The organism is Mesorhizobium sp. M7A.T.Ca.US.000.02.2.1, assembly GCF_003996995.1.
In the GTDB taxonomy this organism is placed as follows: domain Bacteria; phylum Pseudomonadota; class Alphaproteobacteria; order Rhizobiales; family Rhizobiaceae; genus Mesorhizobium.
Window position 1 is genome coordinate 1 of the sequence record NZ_RZTT01000094.1, and the last position, 16,934, is coordinate 16,934.

General features: G+C 62.8%; 15 protein-coding genes and 1 tRNA gene. 3 read left to right on the forward strand and 13 right to left on the reverse strand.

Annotated features, from left to right (window positions below; genetic code table 11):
- The coding region (locus tag EOD15_RS11670) for an MFS transporter (RefSeq protein ID WP_148129531.1) at positions 1–1,099 on the reverse strand (1,099 nt) is incomplete at its 3' end.
- Positions 1,100–1,321: 222 nt separating this feature from the next.
- Between EOD15_RS11670 and EOD15_RS11675 the strand changes: the two genes are divergently transcribed.
- Both EOD15_RS11675 and EOD15_RS11680 read left to right on the forward strand, forming a co-directional pair.
- Complete coding sequence (locus EOD15_RS11675) at positions 1,322–2,320, forward strand: DUF1624 domain-containing protein (RefSeq protein WP_127322050.1); 999 nt, start codon at positions 1,322–1,324, stop codon at positions 2,318–2,320.
- The gene (locus EOD15_RS11680) at positions 2,317–2,793 is read left to right on the forward strand and encodes an isoprenylcysteine carboxylmethyltransferase family protein (protein WP_127322051.1); all 477 of its coding nucleotides are present in this window, start codon (positions 2,317–2,319) and stop codon (positions 2,791–2,793) included. The genes EOD15_RS11675 and EOD15_RS11680 overlap by 4 nt, the downstream gene beginning before the upstream one ends.
- A 306-nt stretch (positions 2,794–3,099) precedes the next feature.
- Here EOD15_RS11680 and EOD15_RS11685 read toward each other — a convergent pair whose 3' ends face one another.
- From EOD15_RS11685 to EOD15_RS11695, 3 genes are all read right to left on the reverse strand, one after another.
- Positions 3,100–3,486, reverse strand: coding sequence for a MerR family DNA-binding transcriptional regulator (locus EOD15_RS11685; RefSeq protein ID WP_023685221.1), 387 nt, complete (start codon positions 3,484–3,486; stop codon positions 3,100–3,102).
- Positions 3,487–3,643: 157 nt separating this feature from the next.
- Positions 3,644–5,062 (reverse strand): magnesium transporter, encoded by a 1,419-nt coding sequence (gene mgtE / locus EOD15_RS11690; RefSeq protein ID WP_127268000.1) that lies wholly within the window; start codon positions 5,060–5,062, stop codon positions 3,644–3,646.
- A gap of 190 nt (positions 5,063–5,252) precedes the next feature.
- Positions 5,253–5,337, reverse strand: a tRNA-Leu gene (locus EOD15_RS11695).
- 235 nt (positions 5,338–5,572) lie between these two features.
- Here EOD15_RS11695 and lipB point away from each other — a divergent pair.
- Positions 5,573–6,316 carry a lipoyl(octanoyl) transferase LipB gene (gene lipB / locus EOD15_RS11700; protein ID WP_127321922.1) on the forward strand — a complete coding sequence of 248 codons (744 nt, stop codon included), beginning with the start codon at positions 5,573–5,575 and terminating at the stop codon, positions 6,314–6,316.
- A 21-nt stretch (positions 6,317–6,337) separates the two neighbouring features.
- On the opposite strand, the gene EOD15_RS11705 is transcribed toward lipB, so the two are convergent.
- The 9 genes from EOD15_RS11705 to nuoN form a co-directional block, all read right to left on the reverse strand.
- Complete coding sequence (locus EOD15_RS11705; protein WP_127321923.1) at positions 6,338–7,588, reverse strand: site-2 protease family protein; 1,251 nt, start codon at positions 7,586–7,588, stop codon at positions 6,338–6,340.
- A gap of 599 nt (positions 7,589–8,187) precedes the next feature.
- Positions 8,188–8,871: an ABC transporter ATP-binding protein gene (locus EOD15_RS11710; RefSeq protein WP_174800360.1), complete on the reverse strand. Its 684-nt coding sequence runs from the start codon at positions 8,869–8,871 to the stop codon at positions 8,188–8,190.
- Complete coding sequence (locus tag EOD15_RS11715) at positions 8,868–10,154, reverse strand: lipoprotein-releasing ABC transporter permease subunit (protein WP_127408503.1); 1,287 nt, start codon at positions 10,152–10,154, stop codon at positions 8,868–8,870. The genes EOD15_RS11710 and EOD15_RS11715 overlap by 4 nt, the downstream gene beginning before the upstream one ends.
- Positions 10,151–11,479 (reverse strand): proline--tRNA ligase, encoded by a 1,329-nt coding sequence (proS, locus tag EOD15_RS11720; RefSeq protein WP_127272306.1) that lies wholly within the window; start codon positions 11,477–11,479, stop codon positions 10,151–10,153. The genes EOD15_RS11715 and proS overlap by 4 nt, the downstream gene beginning before the upstream one ends.
- 637 nt (positions 11,480–12,116) lie before the next feature.
- Complete coding sequence (locus tag EOD15_RS11725; RefSeq protein WP_127322860.1) at positions 12,117–12,401, reverse strand: DUF1467 family protein; 285 nt, start codon at positions 12,399–12,401, stop codon at positions 12,117–12,119.
- Positions 12,398–12,802, reverse strand: coding sequence for a methylmalonyl-CoA epimerase (gene mce / locus EOD15_RS11730; RefSeq protein ID WP_127322861.1), 405 nt, complete (start codon positions 12,800–12,802; stop codon positions 12,398–12,400). Before mce ends, EOD15_RS11725 begins: the two co-directional genes overlap by 4 nt.
- 103 nt (positions 12,803–12,905) lie before the next feature.
- Positions 12,906–14,576: a ribonuclease J gene (locus EOD15_RS11735; protein ID WP_127408504.1), complete on the reverse strand. Its 1,671-nt coding sequence runs from the start codon at positions 14,574–14,576 to the stop codon at positions 12,906–12,908.
- A gap of 118 nt (positions 14,577–14,694) precedes the next feature.
- Positions 14,695–15,516, reverse strand: coding sequence for a biotin--[acetyl-CoA-carboxylase] ligase (locus tag EOD15_RS11740; protein WP_127320596.1), 822 nt, complete (start codon positions 15,514–15,516; stop codon positions 14,695–14,697).
- Positions 15,517–15,521: 5 nt separating this feature from the next.
- The coding region (nuoN, locus tag EOD15_RS11745; protein WP_127408505.1) for an NADH-quinone oxidoreductase subunit NuoN at positions 15,522–16,934 on the reverse strand (1,413 nt) is incomplete at its 5' end.

Below are 16,934 nucleotides of genomic sequence, written 5' to 3' on the forward strand. Positions count from 1 at the left end.
CCACTGAATAGACCAGCGGCGGCGTCAACTCGGAAAAGTCGAGATAGGTGCGGTAGACCGCTGCCATCTGAGATCTTTCATAGGAGCGCACCGAGCGCATGAAGGCGGTCGAGCCGAGGGCGTCGAGCGCAATGGTGAAGAAGGCACCGCAGAGCAGGAAGGCGCCGGTAAGCAGCGGCACGGTTTCGCCGACGAAGCCCGCCGCCAAAAGCGCGGCCGACATGGCGAAATAGGCGAATGTCATGGTCCCGCGGCCACCAAAGCGCTTTCCTGCCTTGCCCCAGAAAATCGCCATGAACAACAGCGCGTTGCCGGCCGAAACCAGCAGGCCGCCGGCCAGCTTGCCCTCACCTGTGATGACCATGAACAGCGGCCCATAGACGAAGAACGTCGTCCAGAAACAGGAGCGGCCGAAGGCGATCAGCCAAGCCAGCCTGAGCCTGGGCTGCGCCACGAAGCGGCCGATATTGGCGAGCGGATTGACGGGGCGCGTCTTGCCCGGACGGATAGACTGGTTGTCGCCGAGGCGGTAGGTCCAGAACAGCGCCAGCAGGGCAAACGCGAACACCGCGACCGCACCATGCGCGGCATAGATGCCGAAGCGCGTGTAGAGGAAGATGCCGAGCGTCGGCCCACCGGTCCAGGCCAGCATCGACCACGCCATGCGCAGCGATTCGGCCTGCATGAAGTCGGTCTTGCGGATGTGGTCCATGATGTAGAGGTTGAGCGTGATCGACAGCGCGCTGGCGCCCATCACCCGGCACAGCATGCCGGCCAGTTGCCCGGCAAGCGTGTCGGTGACGAAGAACAGCGAGCCGACGGCCAGCAGGCAGGCGCCTGATGTGTAGACCCAGCGCCGGGCAAAACGGCGGATCAGCATCGGCATGAACAATGTCACCGACAGCCCGAGCATCGCCACCACGGTGTAGAGCATCGACACGATCTGTTCGTTGTGCAGGATCTCGTAGGCCTGGATCGGGATGACGCTCGACACCGTGGCGCGGGCGAAGGATTCGACCGCATAGAGCGACGCGAAGGTGCGCGCGTCCGCGGCCTTGAGAGCCGGCAGCCAGATCGGATGGCGCACATGGGTGGACATTGCTTTCCCCGAAGCAGATTCACCGGGTCAAATCTGACGTGGCGATCCCAGCGCCAATAAGAGGAAACCGACGCGCATCCGGCAAAAGCGAAGCCGGCCAAAGGCTTCCCTGCACTGGCCCAATGCCGCGGCTGATCCGGGTTGTCGGCAGAGTTGCCGGTCTTCTTTTGTGCCGGGCAACCGTGATAGTCCTCCAGCGGGGCTGAATCAGAATGCGAGACCATGAGCATCCAAACGCCGACCGCACCCGTTCCGGATCGACCAAAGCGCATCGTCGCTATCGACATCGTGCGCGGCATCGCGCTGATCGCCATGGCGAGCTACCATTTCACCTGGGATCTGGAGTTCTTCGGCTACACCGATCCCGGCCTGACCGCCTTCGGCTGGTGGAAGATCTACGCGCGCGGCATCGCCTCGACCTTCCTGTTCCTGGTCGGCGTCAGCCTGTACCTCGCCCATGGCCGACAAATCCGCTGGAACGGCTTCTGGAAGCGATTCGCCATGGTCGCGGGCGCCGCGATCGCGATATCGGTCGTCACCCGGATCGCCACGCCGGATGGATTCATCTTCTTCGGCATCTTGCACGAGATCGCGCTGGCCAGCCTGCTCGGCCTCGCCTTCCTGCGCCTGCCGGCTTTGTTGACGCTGGTCGTCGCCGGGCTCGTCATCACGGCGCCTGTCTATCTGCGCCTCGAGGCGTTCGATCACCCATGGCTGTGGTGGGTAGGCCTGTCGGCGAACAATCCACGCTCCAACGACTACGTTCCGTTGTTTCCATGGTTCGGCGCCGTGCTTGCGGGCATCGCGATGACGAAACTCGCCGCCGGTTCAGGCGTACTTGCCCGGCTTGCCGAATTGGCGCCCGGTCGCTGGGCCAACCCGCTGGTCTTTATCGGCCGGCACAGCCTGGCGTTCTACCTGATCCACCAGCCATTGCTGATCGGCTGCATATGGCTGTTCTCGCAGATCATGCCGGCACAGGTCGAAACCCCGCAGGTAAATTTCCTCAAAACCTGCCAGCTGTCCTGCGAGCAGTCGCGCGACACCGAGTTCTGTACGAGCTACTGTGTCTGCATGCTCGATACGCTCGAGGGGGAGGCGACGCTTGATCGGCTCTACAACAACGATCAGACTGCGGAATGGAAGACGCATCTGTCCGATCTCGCCGGCATGTGTACCGCCAAGACCGACAGCAAGTTGATGGAGGAAGGGGTCAAATGACCGAGAACCAGCCGAAGCCGGGGCTCATACCGTGGCCGCCGCTGATCTACACCGCCGCCATCGCCATCAGCATCGCGCTGGGCCTGCTCTATCCCCTGCCCTGGATCGGTGACCTCCTGGGCGATATTCTTTTCGCCACCGGCTGGGTGGCGCTGTTTGCCGTCGCCGCGCTCTGGGTCACCGCGATCCGCACCATGGTCCGCGCCAAGACCACGCTGAACCCGAACGCTGTGCCCGATCACCTGGTCACCACGGGTCCCTTCGGCATCACCCGCAATCCGATGTATCTGGCCAACACCCTGCTGTTGATCGGCGTCGCCTTTATCTCGGGCATCGTGTGGTTCCTGCCGCTCGCGTTCATCGCCGCCTATGCCACGCAAAAAATGGCGATCGAAGGCGAGGAAAAGATGCTGGCGGCAAAATTCGGCAAGAAGTACCGCGACTACGCCAAACGCGTGCGCCGCTGGATCTGAGCTGGCGCCCCTGGTTTCCATCGCGGAGAGGTTTTGACAGGTGCACACTTCGGCGATTAGCGAACTTCGTCATCCTAGGGCGAAGCAGGAGCGCAGCTCCGTCGCGGAGACCCTAGGATCCATGCCGTGACCTCGGTCGAGGAGTGCAGCGGAGCAAAATTCTGCACCGTCGCGGCGCATTGAAGTCATGGCATGGATCCTAGGGTCTGCGCCGCGTCGCTACGCTCCTTGCTCCGCCCTAGGATGACGAAGGAATGGACGTTTCCGCTAATTCCGAACGCTAACGCCCGATAGAATCCAGTCCGCTCAGGTATTCACGCCAAGCTCAACCAGCCGCTCCACACAAGATTCCTCGGCCTGGTCGAGTTCAGCCAGCGTCTCCTCGAGATCGCGGCGCTTCTGCCGGAGATCCTCGCGCTTTTCCTCGATGCGCTTGATCATCAGGTTGAGCTGGCCGACTTCGCCGGGCGGCTCCTTGTACATCTGGATGATTTCGCGGATTTCGTTGATCGAGAAGCCAAGCCTCTTGCCGCGCATGATCTGACGGATGAGGTGCCGGTCGGAGGGGCGAAACAGCCGCGTGCGGCCACGCCGCACCGGCTGCACCAGCCCTTCGTCCTCGTAAAAGCGCAGCGTCCGCGTCGACACGTCGAACTCGCGGGTCAACTCGGTGATCGAATAATATTCTCGCATTGCCACTCCCGCACGCCGAAACCAAGGGGCGATCGCCATGCCGGCGTCACCCTTATGTCCCGAACCAAAACCCGTGCCATGCCGGAATCGACATGGCGCCCCGCGCAAGCCTCGCACGGCATTTACGTAAAAGTCAATCAAGCCAAAAGGCGTGCCTTCAGGGCACACCGAACCACCAGGTGGCAATGCCGAGAAATGCAAAGAAGCCGACGACGTCGGTAACCGTGGTGACAAAAACTGCCGAAGCGACCGCCGGATCGATCTTGAAACGATCGAGCAGCAGCGGGATCAGGATGCCGGCCAGAGCGGCCACGAACATGTTGATGATCATCGCCGCCGCGATGATGCCGCCCAGATTGGGGTCACGGAACCAGGCTGCCGCAACGATGCCGATCAGGATGGCGAAGACGATGCCGTTGATGAAGCCGACACCCATCTCGCGGCGAATGATGCGGCCGGCATTGTAGATGTCGAGATCCCTGGTCGCCAACGCCCGCACGGTGACGGTCATGGTTTGCGAGCCGGCATTGCCGCCCATGCCGGCGACGATCGGCATCAGCACCGCCAGTGCGACGATATGTTCGATCGTGCGGTCGAACAGACTGATCACCGACGCCGCCAGGAACGCGGTCAGAAGGTTGATCAGCAACCACGGAACGCGTGAGCGCGAGGTCGAAAAGATGCTGTCGGAAAGCTCCTCGTCGCCGACGCCGCCCATGCGCATCAAGTCTTCTTCGGCCTCCTGCTGTATGACGTCGACAACATCGTCGATGGTCAGAACGCCAACCAGCCGTTCGTTCTCGTCGACGACTGCGGCCGACAAAAGATCGTACTGCTCGAATTCCCGTGCAGCCTCTTCCTGGTCCATGGTGGCCGGAATGGCGTGCCGCGTCTCGTGCATCACTTCCTCGACCTTGACCGAACGCTTGGTGCGCAGGATCTGGTCGAGGTCGATGGCGCCGAGCAGCTTGAAGCTCGGATCGATGACGAAGATCTGGCTGAAGCGCTCGGGCAGATTCTGGTCGTCGCGCATGTAGTCGATGGTCTGGCCGATCGTCCAGAACGGCGGCACCGCGACGAACTCGGTCTGCATGCGGCGGCCGGCCGTCTCTTCGGGATAGTCGAGCGAGCGGCGCAGCCTGATCCGCTCGGTGAACGGCAGCTGCGACAGGATCTCGTCCTGATCCTCCTTCTCGAGGTCTTCGAGAATGTAGACGGCGTCGTCGGAATCGAGCTCCTGTACCGCCTGCGCGATCTGCGCATTGGGCAGACTGTCGACGATCTCCATACGGATCGCCTCGTCGACCTCGGTCAGCGAGGAGAAGTCGAAATCGGCGCCCAGGAGCTCGACCAGCGCGTGGCGCTGTTCGGGATGCAGCGCCTCGAGCAGGTCGCCGAGTTCCGACTGATGCAGGTCGTCGACTTCATGCTTGAGGGTCAGCGTGTCGCGGTCGGCGATCGCCGCGCCAATCCGCGCCAGGAAGGACGAAAGCACGGCGCCGTCCTCGCCATAGATGTCGGCGTGGTGCTCCTCGGCGGCCCTGGCGCCAATCGTCCGTTCGTGCTCGCCTTCCACCAGCGCCTCCCGCCACAAGAATCCCGGAAAAGGTGCAAATCAGGTCTAGAGCATCGGACTCAAAGGGGAAACCGGTTTTGGGAGAATCCGACGCTCAAAAAGAAAGTGGCGTAAAGCGCGGGAATATCAAACGAAATGCGCCCGGCCCGCAGCGGGCGGAGCTTGCACAATCGGGATCTGGGAAGGAAAATGGTGCGGTCGAGAAGACTCGAACTTCCACGGGTTGCCCCACAGCGACCTCAACGCTGCGCGTCTACCAATTCCGCCACGACCGCACGTGGTAGAGCCGGAACCGACCGGCTCGCGGCGTGTAGCAAATCGTTTCCGGCGAAACAAGTGCACGGCAAGCAATAATGTCAGGCGATTGGCATAATGCTCCACAGGGTCCGAACGCAGCGCCGGAACTGGACGTTTGCGCCTGATATCGCCATATGGAAGGCAAGTTGATGTCACCCAAAGGTGCGAGGCGGTTTTGGGACGCGACATGCATAAGCGAAAAGACGATACGCCATGCCCGAACGCAGCCAGATCGCCACGTCGTTCCTGCCGCTCCCCGGTTCAGCACCGGTCGAATGGCTGATCGAGCCCGGCCTTACCGCCTATCCCGAAGCACTTGCCTTCATGGAGGCGCGCGCCGAGGCGATCCGCAGCGGCGCTGCCGGCGAAATGGTCTGGCTGGTCGAACACCCGCCGCTCTACACGGCCGGCACCAGCGCCCGCGGCGAGGATCTGATCGACGCCAGCCGCTTCCCGGTATTTGCGGCCGGCCGCGGCGGCGAATACACCTATCATGGGCCGGGCCAGCGGGTCGCCTATGTCATGCTTGATCTGAAGCGGCGGCGTGAGGACGTCCGCGCCTTCGTCGCGGCGCTCGAACAGTGGATCATCGGCACGCTCGCTGCCTTCAACGTGCATGGCGAGCGCCGCGAGGACCGGGTCGGCGTCTGGGTGGTGCGGCCGGATCGCCCTGCCCTGCCGGACGGCTCGCCGGCCGAGGACAAGATCGCGGCCATAGGTATCCGGCTGCGGCGCTGGGTGAGTTTTCACGGCATCGCTATCAATGTCGAGCCCGACCTCGACCATTTCAGCGGCATCGTGCCTTGCGGCGTGCAGGACCACGGCGTCACCAGCCTCGTCGATCTCGGCCTTCCCCTGGGAATGGCCGACCTTGACCTGGCGCTGAAATCCGCCTTCGAGGATGTGTTCGGTCCCGCCACGGTCTTGCCTGTCGAAGCCGAGCGCAAGGCCGGCTGATTCTTCCGGATCCGGTACGGCTCAAATCATTTGGGCGGAGGCCCACAACACGCCATAGCCATGGATGGCGAACACCGCCAGCAACGCCGCGGCCATGGCGAGGCGGTCGATGGTGCGGATCGGCTTCAGCTCGTAACGCGGCTTGACCCCGCTGCTCATCGTCAGCAGGCTGAGGATCGAAAACACCGCTCCCGTCGCGAGCAGGAAATTGGAGGAAAAGCCGGCCTGCCAACCGACAGCCAGGAAAGCCGAGAGCAGGAAGAAGGAAGCCAGCGCCAGTGCGACCGGTCCCGGACAGATCTGGCGCAGCACCTGGCCGCCGTCGAATTTCCACACCGGCACCAGATTGGCGATGTTGAACAGTGCGGCGAAGCCCGCCAGGGTCGCCAGCAGGGCCGCCGCCAGCCGGTGACCTTCCGCGCCGGCAAAGGTGCTGGCAGCGATCACAACCGGCACCAGGAATGCGGAGAAGCCGGCGCCCATCAGCGCCACGAAGGCGACTTCGAAACGGCTGTCATAGGGCCGCCCGCCAATGGCGATGCCGCCGAGCAGCGGAATGAAGATCATCCGTGCCCGGTTGTGGCCCATAAGCCGGAACGCCGCCATATGGCCAAGCTCATGCAGGGCGACCACCGATGTGAGGATCGCGGCCAGTGCCAGGCCGCCGAAGTGAAGGCCGAAGAATGGCCACAGGATCAGCGCCGAAAGCCCGGCAAAGCCGACCTGGCTCAACGGATGCTCGAACCAACCGCCCTTGCGATACTCCCCGGTCCGCGCCCAGCGCTGCAGCTTGGAGAGTTCGCGGCGCAGGGCGAAATAGCGGAACACCAGGAAGGCGACGCCGCGATAGCGATCCGTCTGGCTGAGCGTCACCCGCGTGCTGGTGCCTTCGGAGACGAGTTCAGCGGTTTCGGAAAAGTCCCTCCAGAACGAAGCGTCGAGCGCGGTGTCCTCGATGACACGCATCGAGAAGCTGATACCTTCGACGACGTCTTCAAACCGCGACCTGCGTTCGATCGGCTTGCCGTCGCGACCTTCCCACGACAGCGTCATGCGGGCCACGCCCTCGCCGTCCGGCGCCTCGGCGGAAAGGATCTCACCGGACCAGCCGGCATCGCTGCCGAGCGGCCACAGCGCCTGCCAGAGGCGCTGGCGGTCCATCGCCACCAGACGGGTCAGACGGACCGTGCGCAAACCAAGCGGCACGGTCATCAACAGAAAGATCAGCCCGAGATTGCTGGCCACCAGAATGGCCGTGACTATGGGCGACACCTGGACGTTGCTCCCTGTCTTGCCGAGGTATCCTAACGTTACGGCGGCAAGGAAAGCTTAACGGCGGAACGGCCTTCGACCGCATGGACCCACGGCGGCGAACGCCGCCAAATCACATGGCTCCGATCCAGATCGCCATTGAAACAAGGAACGTGCTCATGCAAACCAGTGAGATGACATCCTGAACCAGATCGGTCATAACTCTCTCCTGTTGTTGATATGTTCGCATTTTGTTCTAATTTTGTTTCAAAGTCAACGGGCACGATCCGCCCGCGCCCGGAATTTCCGGGCGATCAAATCGGCAGGGTTAAGAAAGGGTTGATGGGCGAGCGACGGTGCTACGTGGGCTGACCGAAGCCTTTGCGATTAGCCAATACATCCATCGCATCGTCATCCTAGGGCGGAGCAAGGAGCGGAGCGACGCGCGCAGACCCTAGGATCCATGCCGTGACCCAGGTGCGATGCTACGGTGCAGAATTATCGCTCTGATAGAGGTCGCATATCCTCGACCCCTGCATTTGTCTCGAAAGTAACGGCATGGATCCTAGGGTCTACGCTCCGCTCCGCGGAGCTTCGCCCTAGGATGACGACATCAGAGACTAAAGCGGCACCACTTTACCGTCGGCCAAGGTGACACGCCGGTCCATGCGCGATGCCAGTTCGTGATTGTGGGTGGCGATCAGCGCCGCGAGGCCCGATTGCTTGACCAGCGCCGCCAGCGCCTCGAACACATAAGACGCGGTGACCGGGTCGAGATTGCCGGTCGGCTCGTCGGCCAGCAGCACCAGCGGCGCATTGGCGACCGCACGCGCGATGGCGACGCGCTGCTGTTCGCCGCCGGAGAGCTCGGACGGCCGGTGCGACGCGCGTTTGCCGATCTGCATGTAATCGAGTAGCTGCGCCGCGCGCTCGGCCGCGTCCTTGCGGCTGAGCCCCTTGATGAGTTGCGGCATCATGATGTTTTCCAGCGCCGAGAATTCCGGCAGCAGGTGATGGAACTGGTAGACGAAGCCGACATCGTTGCGGCGGATCGCCGTGCGCTCGTCGTCGGAGAGCCGCCCGCAGGCACGGCCGGCCAGGATGACGTCGCCGGCGTCGGGACGCTCCAGCAGGCCGGCAGTGTGCAGCAGGGTCGACTTGCCGGTGCCCGACGGCGCCACCAGCGCCACCATCTCGCCGCGCTTCAGCGAGAAATCCGCACCGTTCAGGATGGTGAGCTTGCGCGGCCCTTGGACATAGTGCCGCTCGACGCTCTTCAGCTCGATAATGACCTCGGCCACTATTCGTACCTCAAGGCTTCGACCGGATCGAGGCGCGCGGCGCGCCATGCCGGAAACACCGTTGCCAGGAAGGACAGTCCGAGCGCCATCAGGACGACATAGGTCGTCTCGCGCGGATCCATCTTCGCCGGCAACTGGCTGAGGAAATAAAGCTCCGGATTGAACAGCACCTTGCCGGTCATCCATGAGAAGAACTGGCGGATGGATTCGATGTTGGTGCAGATCAGCACGCCGAGCAGCACACCGGCAAGCGTGCCGGTCACGCCGATCGCCGCACCCGTCATCAGGAAGATGCGCAGGATGGCGCCGCGCGACGCCCCCATGGTGCGCAGGATCGCGATGTCGTGCCCCTTGTCCTTCACCAGCATGATCAGGCCGGAGATGATGTTCAGCGCCGCCACCAGCACGATCAGCGTCAGGATCATGAACATGACGTTGCGCTCGACCTGCAGGGCGGAGAAGAAGGTCTCGTTGCGCTGGCGCCAATCGACCATGTCGATCGGCCGCTGCGCCGCCGCCTCCACCTTCGGTTTCAGCGCATCGACATCGTCTGGATTGTCGACATAGATCTCGATCGTCTGCGCCCGCCCATCCATGTTGAAATAGAGCTGCGCTTCGGAAAACGGCATGTAGACGATGGAGGTGTCATATTCGGACATGCCGACTTCGAAGATCGCCGCGATCTTGTAGCCCTTCATGCGCGGCGTGGTGCCGATCGGCGTCACGTCGCCGTCGGGCGAAATCAAGGTGATGGTATCGCCAAGTGTCAGGCCGAGATTCTCGGCCATGCGCTTGCCGATGGCAACGCCGTCGCCAGAGTCGAAATCGGCGATCGAACCCTGCTTGATGTTGCTGGCAACGATGGCGATCTTGCTCAGATCCTCGCCGCGTATGCCGCGCACCAGCGCTCCGGTTCCACCGCCGACATTGCCTTGCGCGAGCACCTGGCCATCGATCAGCGGGATGGCGTATTTGACGCCTGAAACACCGTTGATGCGGCTGGCGACCTGCGCATAGTCCTCCAGTGGCGAATCGAGCGGCTGCACGATCAGGTGGCCGTTGACGCCGAGGATGCGCGTCAATAGCTCCGCCCTGAAACCGTTCATCACCGCCATGACCACGATCAGCGTGGCGACGCCCAGCATGATGCCGAGGAACGAGATCGAGGCGATCACCGAGATCACCGTCTCCTTGCGCCGCGAACGCAGATAGCGCCAGGCGACCATGCGCTCGAAGATGGAAAAGGGTCCGGCGCCGACCGGTCTTGCCGCCACCGCCTCCTTCATGCGGCGACACCGAAGCGCTTCTTCACGTCTGCGATCGGCAGCGTCTCGCGCTCGCCGGTCTTGCGATTCTTGATCTCGATCTCGCCGGCTGCGACACCACGCGGCCCGACGATCACTTGCCAGGGCAGGCCGATCAGATCGGCGGTGGCGAACTTGCCGCCCGGCCTCTGATCGGTGTCGTCGTAAAGCACGTCCTTGCCGGCGGCGACGAAAGCGGCATGCAGTTCGTCGCAGACGCGGTCGCACTCGGCGTCGCCCGCCTTCATGTTGATCAGCCCGATGTCGAACGGCGCCACCGCCTCCGGCCAGATGATGCCGTTGTCGTCATGGCTGGCTTCGATGATCGCAGCGACCAGCCGCGACGGACCGATGCCGTAGGAGCCGCCGGAGACGAAATGATCCTTGCCGTCGGGCCCGGTCACCTTGGCGCCCATCGGCTTCGAATATTTGTCGCCGAAATGGAAGATGTGGCCGACCTCGATGCCGCGCGCCGAAACCTTGTCGCTCTCGCCGATCTTCTCCCACGCCGCCTCGTCGTGCATCTCGTCGGTGGCTGCGTAGGGTGTCGTCCAGGTCTTGACGATATCGCCGATCTCGGCGGCATTGGCGAAGTCGGTCTTCTCTCCGGGCACATCGAGCGAAAGATAGTCGCGGTGGCAATAGACCTGGCTCTCGCCGGTGTCGGCCAGGATGATGAATTCATGGCTGAGATCGCCGCCGATCGGCCCGGTGTCGGCCCGCATGGGTATCGCCTGCAGCCCCATGCGCGTAAAAGTCCGGAGATAGGACACGAACATCCTGTTGTAGGCCGCCCTGGCGCCCTCGAAGTCGAGGTCGAAGGAATAGGCGTCCTTCATCAGGAACTCGCGCGAACGCATGACGCCGAAACGCGGCCGCACTTCGTCGCGGAACTTCCACTGGATGTGGTAGAGATTGAGCGGCAGGTCCTTGTAGGACTTCACATAGGCGCGGACGATCTCGGTGACCACTTCCTCATTGGTCGGGCCGTAGAGCATGTCGCGGTCCTGCCGGTCCTTGATGCGCAGCATCTCCTTGCCGTAGTCGTCATAGCGGCCGCTTTCGCGCCACAGATCGGCCGACTGGATGGTCGGCATCAGGATTTCCAGCGCCCCGGCGCGGTTCTGCTCCTCGCGAATGATGCGGCAGACCTTGTCCAGCACCCGCTTGCCGAGCGGCAGCCACGAGAAACTGCCCTGTCCCTGCTGGCGGATCATGCCGGCACGCAGCATCAGCCGGTGCGAGACGATCTCGGCCTCGCGCGGGTTTTCTTTGAGGATCGGCAGGAAATAGCGCGACAAACGCATGGACAGGTCCGTGAGTGAGGAGGGCCGCGTCAGAATCGACGCGACTTTGGCTTGCTTGACCCGGCTTCATAGCCATTTCAAGGCGGAATGGGAACCCGGACGCTTCGGCCCGAAAAGCGGCAATCGATTTTCAAAAAGCATGGATAGCCGGGATCAGAAGCGTCGCACCGTCCTTCGCCCGCCCAGAAGACCCACGGCGCTGCAAGGCCTCCCGGTCACCGCGCGTCTTGATGATCGTTCGCCAAGCAACGCCTGCCACACTATTGTGCAGTGCAGCACGAGAATGCCCGTTTCAAGGCAAAATTCTTCGTGACATTTTCATTCGCCTTAGGCTAATGTACCTCGATAACCGAGAGGGTAGAAAAAAATCTGCTCTCCTACGCGGTCAAAGTCTTGGGAGGATGCGATCTAGGCGCGGTTACTCGCTGCCGCCGGAAACCGGAAACAGATCGGACGCGTTTAAATTGCAAGGCCTCGTGCCTTGCATTTTTTTTGTGCAATCATCTGCTTAGCGCAACGCGTTGCCAAACCACCTTACCCAGCGTCAGCGCTCGTCCGGCCGCAAAACGGCACGGCATTCCTGTCTGGAACCAAGCTGTTCCGAAGGATGAAAACGTCTTTGCCGGGCCGGGGCCGGCTATTTGGCTAAGGGTTGGCTGAATTCTGGCACGATGTGCGGGATGTCGTTGAGGCTGTATCCAAGCCCGTGCGTCAGGCCATAGAAAATGCCCATCAGGATCGCGGTGGCGATGGTGGTGCGGATCACCGCGCGCAGCATGTGGGGACCGCGCGGCGCGCTCGGAACCGTGCCCAGCGTCACGTCACGATCGTCGTCCTGCGTCCTCACGCTGAACGGCAGCACAGCGAACAGCACCACCCACCAGGTCGCGAAAAACAGGGCGGTGAACGAAACCCAGCTCATGATTGCTCCAGTTCGATCAGCGTTCCGAAAAAATCCTTCGGATGCAGGAACAGCACCGGCTTGCCGTGCGCGCCGATCTTCGGATTGCCGTCGCCCAGCACGCGGGCGCCGGCGGCCTTGAGCTGATCGCGCGCGGTCAGGATGTCGTCGACCTCATAGCAAAGGTGATGCATGCCGCCGGAGGGGTTCTTCTCCAGGAAGGCGGCGATCGGCGACCCCTCGCCCAAAGGCTCCAGAAGTTCGACCTTGGTGTTGCCGACATTGACGAACACCACCGTCACGCCATGCTCCGGCAGCGCCTGCGGCGCCGTCACTTCGGCACCCAGCGTGTTGCGATAGGCGGCGACGGCGGCCGCCAGATCCGGCACGGCAAGCGCGACATGGTTGAGACGTCCGAGCATTGGCACTCCCAAGTAGGGGAGTAGGGGAATACGGGAGTAGGGGAAAAGACAGATATGTCAGCTGTTTGCTCTTCCTACTCCCCTACTCCCGTACTTCCTTTCGTCATCTTGTGACGAATACAGTCACCAGCGGCTTCTTGCCCCAGGCTTCGTTGGCGGCGCCGCGCACGGCGCGCCGCACTGCTTCCTGCACCAGGTCGAGGTCTTTTCGGCGCTGACGGGGGATGGAGTCCACCGCGCCGATTGCCGCATCGATCATCAGGTCTTCCAGCGACTCGCCACGGCCATCGGCCTCGGCGACGCCGATGGCGACCAGGTCGGGGTCGCCGGCAAGCTCATATTTGTCGTCCAACACGACATTGACCGCCACATGGCCGGCAAAGGACAGTTTGCGCCGGTCGCGAATGCCCATCGCCTGATCGGTGCCGATCAGTCTGCCATCCTTGTAGATACGGCCGAACGGCACCTGATCCATGATGGTGGCTGGGCCGGGAGCAAGCCTGAGCATGTCGCCGTCGCGCACCTGCGCCACCTGGCCGATGCCCGATGTCGACATCAGCGAGCCCTGCGCCACCAGATGCGCCGCCTCGCCATGCACGGGAACGCCGATCTGCGGGCGCACCCATTCATACATCTTGCGCAATTCGCTGCGCCGCGGATGGCCGGAGACATGCACCAGTGCATCGCCGTCCTCGATGATCTTGACGCCGAGGTCGATGAGGCGGTTCTTGATCTCGAGAATCGCCTTCTCGTTGCCGGGAATGGTACGCGAGGAAAACACCACCGTGTCGCCCGCCGTCAGTGACACCGACTTCATCTCTTCGCGCGACAGCTTGGCCAGTGCGGCCAGCGGCTCGCCCTGGCTGCCGGTGCAGATGATGACCAGGTTCTCGCGCGGGATGAAACCAAAATCCTCCTCGGCGATGAACTCCGGCAGACCGTCCATGTAGCCGAGTTCGCCGGCCACATCGATGACCCGTTTCAGCGAACGGCCAAGCACCAGGCACTGGCGTCCGGCATCGCGCGCCGCTTTGGCGATCGAGACGATGCGTCCGACATTGGAGGAGAATGTGGTGACGGCGACACGGCCCTTGGCAGCCTGGATGACGCCCTTGAGGCCCTCGCCCACAGCCACTTCCGAAGGCGACTCGCCTTCGCGCAGCGCATTGGTCGAATCGCAGATCAGCGCCAGAACGCCCTTGTCGCCATAGGCCCGGAAACGCGCGTCGTCGGTCTTCGGCCCGATCGTCGGCTCCGGATCGATCTTCCAGTCACCGGTATGGATGACGGTGCCTGCCGGCGAGGTGATCGCCAGCGACATCGGCTCGGGAATCGAGTGCGCGACCGGAATGGCTTCGATCTCGAACGGGCCGACGGTGAATTTCTCGCCCGCCCGGTAGATCGTCACCGGTATTTTCGGCGCGCCCTGCTCGCCTTGCCGCTTGGCCTCCAGCAGGCCGGCGCTGAACGGCGTCATCCAGACCGGCGCCTTCAGCTTCGGCCATGTGTCGAGCAGCGCGCCATAATGGTCTTCATGCGCATGCGTGATGATGATGCCGCGCAGATTGGCGAGGTTATCCTCGATGAAGCGCGTGTCGGGCAGCACAAGGTCGACGCCCGGCAGGCTGGCATCGGGGAAGGTCACCCCGACATCGATGACGATCCATTCGCGCGCATTGGGCGGCCCGTAGCCGTAAAGAGCGAAGTTCATGCCGATCTCGCCGACGCCGCCGAGCGGCACGAAGACGAGTTCGGCGGTTTCCGCTTTCGCCATGATTTTTCCCTTCCTGGCCCTCAGGCCAAGCCCAAAAAGCAATTCCGGGAAAAGTGTGTAACGGTTTTCCCACCGGAGTTGCGCAAAAACAAACAGTTAGAACCGTTCATGAACGGCCCTATGCCCTGGCCGAAGCGACCGCGCCGAAATGCACATCGCCGGCGGCGATCGTCCGAACCGAACCTTCATCGTCGCGGATCACGAAACGGCAGTCCTCGTCAATGGTCTCAAACACCCCACGCACCACATTACCGTCAATTCTGACAGCAACTTCGCCGCCGAGCCCCGCAGCACGATCAAGCCAGCGTCGCCTGACGGCGGCAAGTCCGCGCCCCTCGTCCCACAATCGGGCATTCTCGCTCCATGCATCCGACAGCGCCAGGAACAGCGTTTCCGCATCGCATGCCGCTCCCAGCGAGCTGAGTGATGTTGCGGGATAGGGCAAATCCTCGGGGTATGCCACCACATTGACGCCTATGCCGACCGCCACCGCGAAACGGCCGCCTTCCAGAATTGCCGATTCCAGCAGGATGCCGGCCAGCTTGGCGCCGGAGGCAAGCACGTCGTTCGGCCATTTGAGTTCGAAACGGTTCTTTCCTTCGCTGCCGCCGTCGAGGCCGATGGCGATCCGGCCCTTCGGCACCACGGCGTCGAGCGCATCGGCCAGCGCCAGTCCGGCGACGAAGCCCAGCGTCGCGGCAAGGCGAAGCTCCGCCTTGGTGATGACAAGCAGCGTCGCCGCGAGGTTGCCTTCGGGGGTCGCCCAGACGCGGCCGCGCCGGCCACGCCCGCTTTCCTGCTTCTTGGAAACGACCCACAATCTGCCGGGGTCGCCTGCCCTTGCGTGGTCCAGTGCCAGCGCATTGGTGGAGCCGACGCTCTCATGCGCCTCGAGCCGGAACCCTTCCGACGCCGAGGTTGGAGCCAGCCGAAATGCCATGCCGACTAGAAAAACGTCTTGGCGGCGGCTTCGGCATAGGTGCCTATCGGCCCGCCGATCAGCACATAGAACAGCACGAAGGCGCCGGAGACGCCGAGCACGACACGCAATTCCGTCGCCATCGGCACGAAGCCGCCGACCGGTTCGTCGAACCACATGATCTTGATGATGCGCAGGTAGTAATAGGCGCCCACCACCGAGGCCAGCACGCCGATGATCGCCAGCGCATAGAGATTGGCGTTGATGGCGGCGAGGAAGACGTACCATTTCCCCCAGAACCCGGCGAGCGGCGGAATGCCGGCCAGCGAGAACATAAGGATGGTCAGGATCGTCGCCATGATCGGATTGGTCGACGACAGGCCGGCCAGATCGCCGATCTGCTCGACATTGCCTTCCTTGCGCCGCATGGCGAGGATGAAGGCGAAGGTGCCGAGCGTCATCACCAGATAGATCAACATGTAGATGGCAACGCCGCGCACGCCGGCCTGGCTGTTGGCGGCAAGGCCGACCAGCGCGTAGCCCATATGGCCGATCGAGGAATAGGCCATCAGCCGCTTGATGTTGGTCTGGCCGATGGCGGCGAAAGCACCAAGCGCCATCGAGGCGATCGAGATGAAGACGATGATCTGCTGCCAGTCTGCGGCGATCGGCTTGAACGCGCCCATGGTGACGCGAACCATCAGCGCCATCGCCGCCATCTTGGGTGCCGCCGCCAAAAAGGCCGTCACCGGCGTCGGCGCGCCCTCATAGACGTCTGGCGTCCACATGTGGAACGGCACCGCCGAGATCTTGAAGGCCAGGCCGGCCAGCACGAAGACGAGGCCGAAAACGAGGCCAAGCTGGCGCTCGCCGCTGCCGAGCGCAGAAGCGATCTCCTGGAAGCCGGTGTTGCCGGTGTAGCCATAAACCAGGCTGATGCCATAGAGCAGCATGCCCGAGGACAGCGCGCCGAGGACGAAATATTTGAGGCCAGCCTCAGTCGAACGCAGATTGTCGCGGTTGATCGCGCACAGCACGTAGATCGCCAGCGATTGCAGTTCGAGGCCGAGATAGAGCCCGATCATGCCATTGGCGGAGATCATCAGCATCATGCCGAGCGTGCACAGCAGGATCAGCACCGGATATTCGAACTTGTCGAAGCGTTCAGCCTTGGCAAAGCGCATCGACATCACCAGCGTCACCGCCGAGCCGACCAGCGCCAGCACCTTCATGAAGCGGGCGAAGGAATCCTGGATGAAGGCATTGCCGTAAGCGCTGCCCTGCCCGGTCCGGAAGATCAGCCAGGCGCCTGCGATCGCCAGCACGGCCACCGCAAGGCCGGTTACCGTGTTGTCGGTGCTGGCGCGCGAATAGGCTCCGACCATCAGCAGCGCCAGCGCGCCGACGGCAAGGATCAGCTCTGGCGTCGAGAGCGACAG

Excerpts from the sequence above, each read along its gene's own strand:
- EOD15_RS11740 (WP_127320596.1), bottom strand. The coding sequence starts at position 15,516 with ATGGCATTTCGGCTGGCTCCAACCTCGGCGTCGGAAGGGTTCCGGCTC.
- EOD15_RS11735 (WP_127408504.1), bottom strand. The coding sequence starts at position 14,576 with ATGGCGAAAGCGGAAACCGCCGAACTCGTCTTCGTGCCGCTCGGCGGC.
- EOD15_RS11725 (WP_127322860.1), bottom strand. The coding sequence starts at position 12,401 with ATGAGCTGGGTTTCGTTCACCGCCCTGTTTTTCGCGACCTGGTGGGTG.
- proS (WP_127272306.1), bottom strand. The coding sequence starts at position 11,479 with ATGCGTTTGTCGCGCTATTTCCTGCCGATCCTCAAAGAAAACCCGCGC.
- mce (WP_127322861.1), bottom strand. The coding sequence starts at position 12,802 with ATGCTCGGACGTCTCAACCATGTCGCGCTTGCCGTGCCGGATCTGGCG.
- EOD15_RS11675 (WP_127322050.1), top strand. The coding sequence starts at position 1,322 with ATGAGCATCCAAACGCCGACCGCACCCGTTCCGGATCGACCAAAGCGC.
- EOD15_RS11715 (WP_127408503.1), bottom strand. The coding sequence starts at position 10,154 with ATGAAGGAGGCGGTGGCGGCAAGACCGGTCGGCGCCGGACCCTTTTCC.
- EOD15_RS11685 (WP_023685221.1), bottom strand. The coding sequence starts at position 3,486 with ATGCGAGAATATTATTCGATCACCGAGTTGACCCGCGAGTTCGACGTG.
- EOD15_RS11680 (WP_127322051.1), top strand. The coding sequence starts at position 2,317 with ATGACCGAGAACCAGCCGAAGCCGGGGCTCATACCGTGGCCGCCGCTG.
- lipB (WP_127321922.1), top strand. The coding sequence starts at position 5,573 with ATGCCCGAACGCAGCCAGATCGCCACGTCGTTCCTGCCGCTCCCCGGT.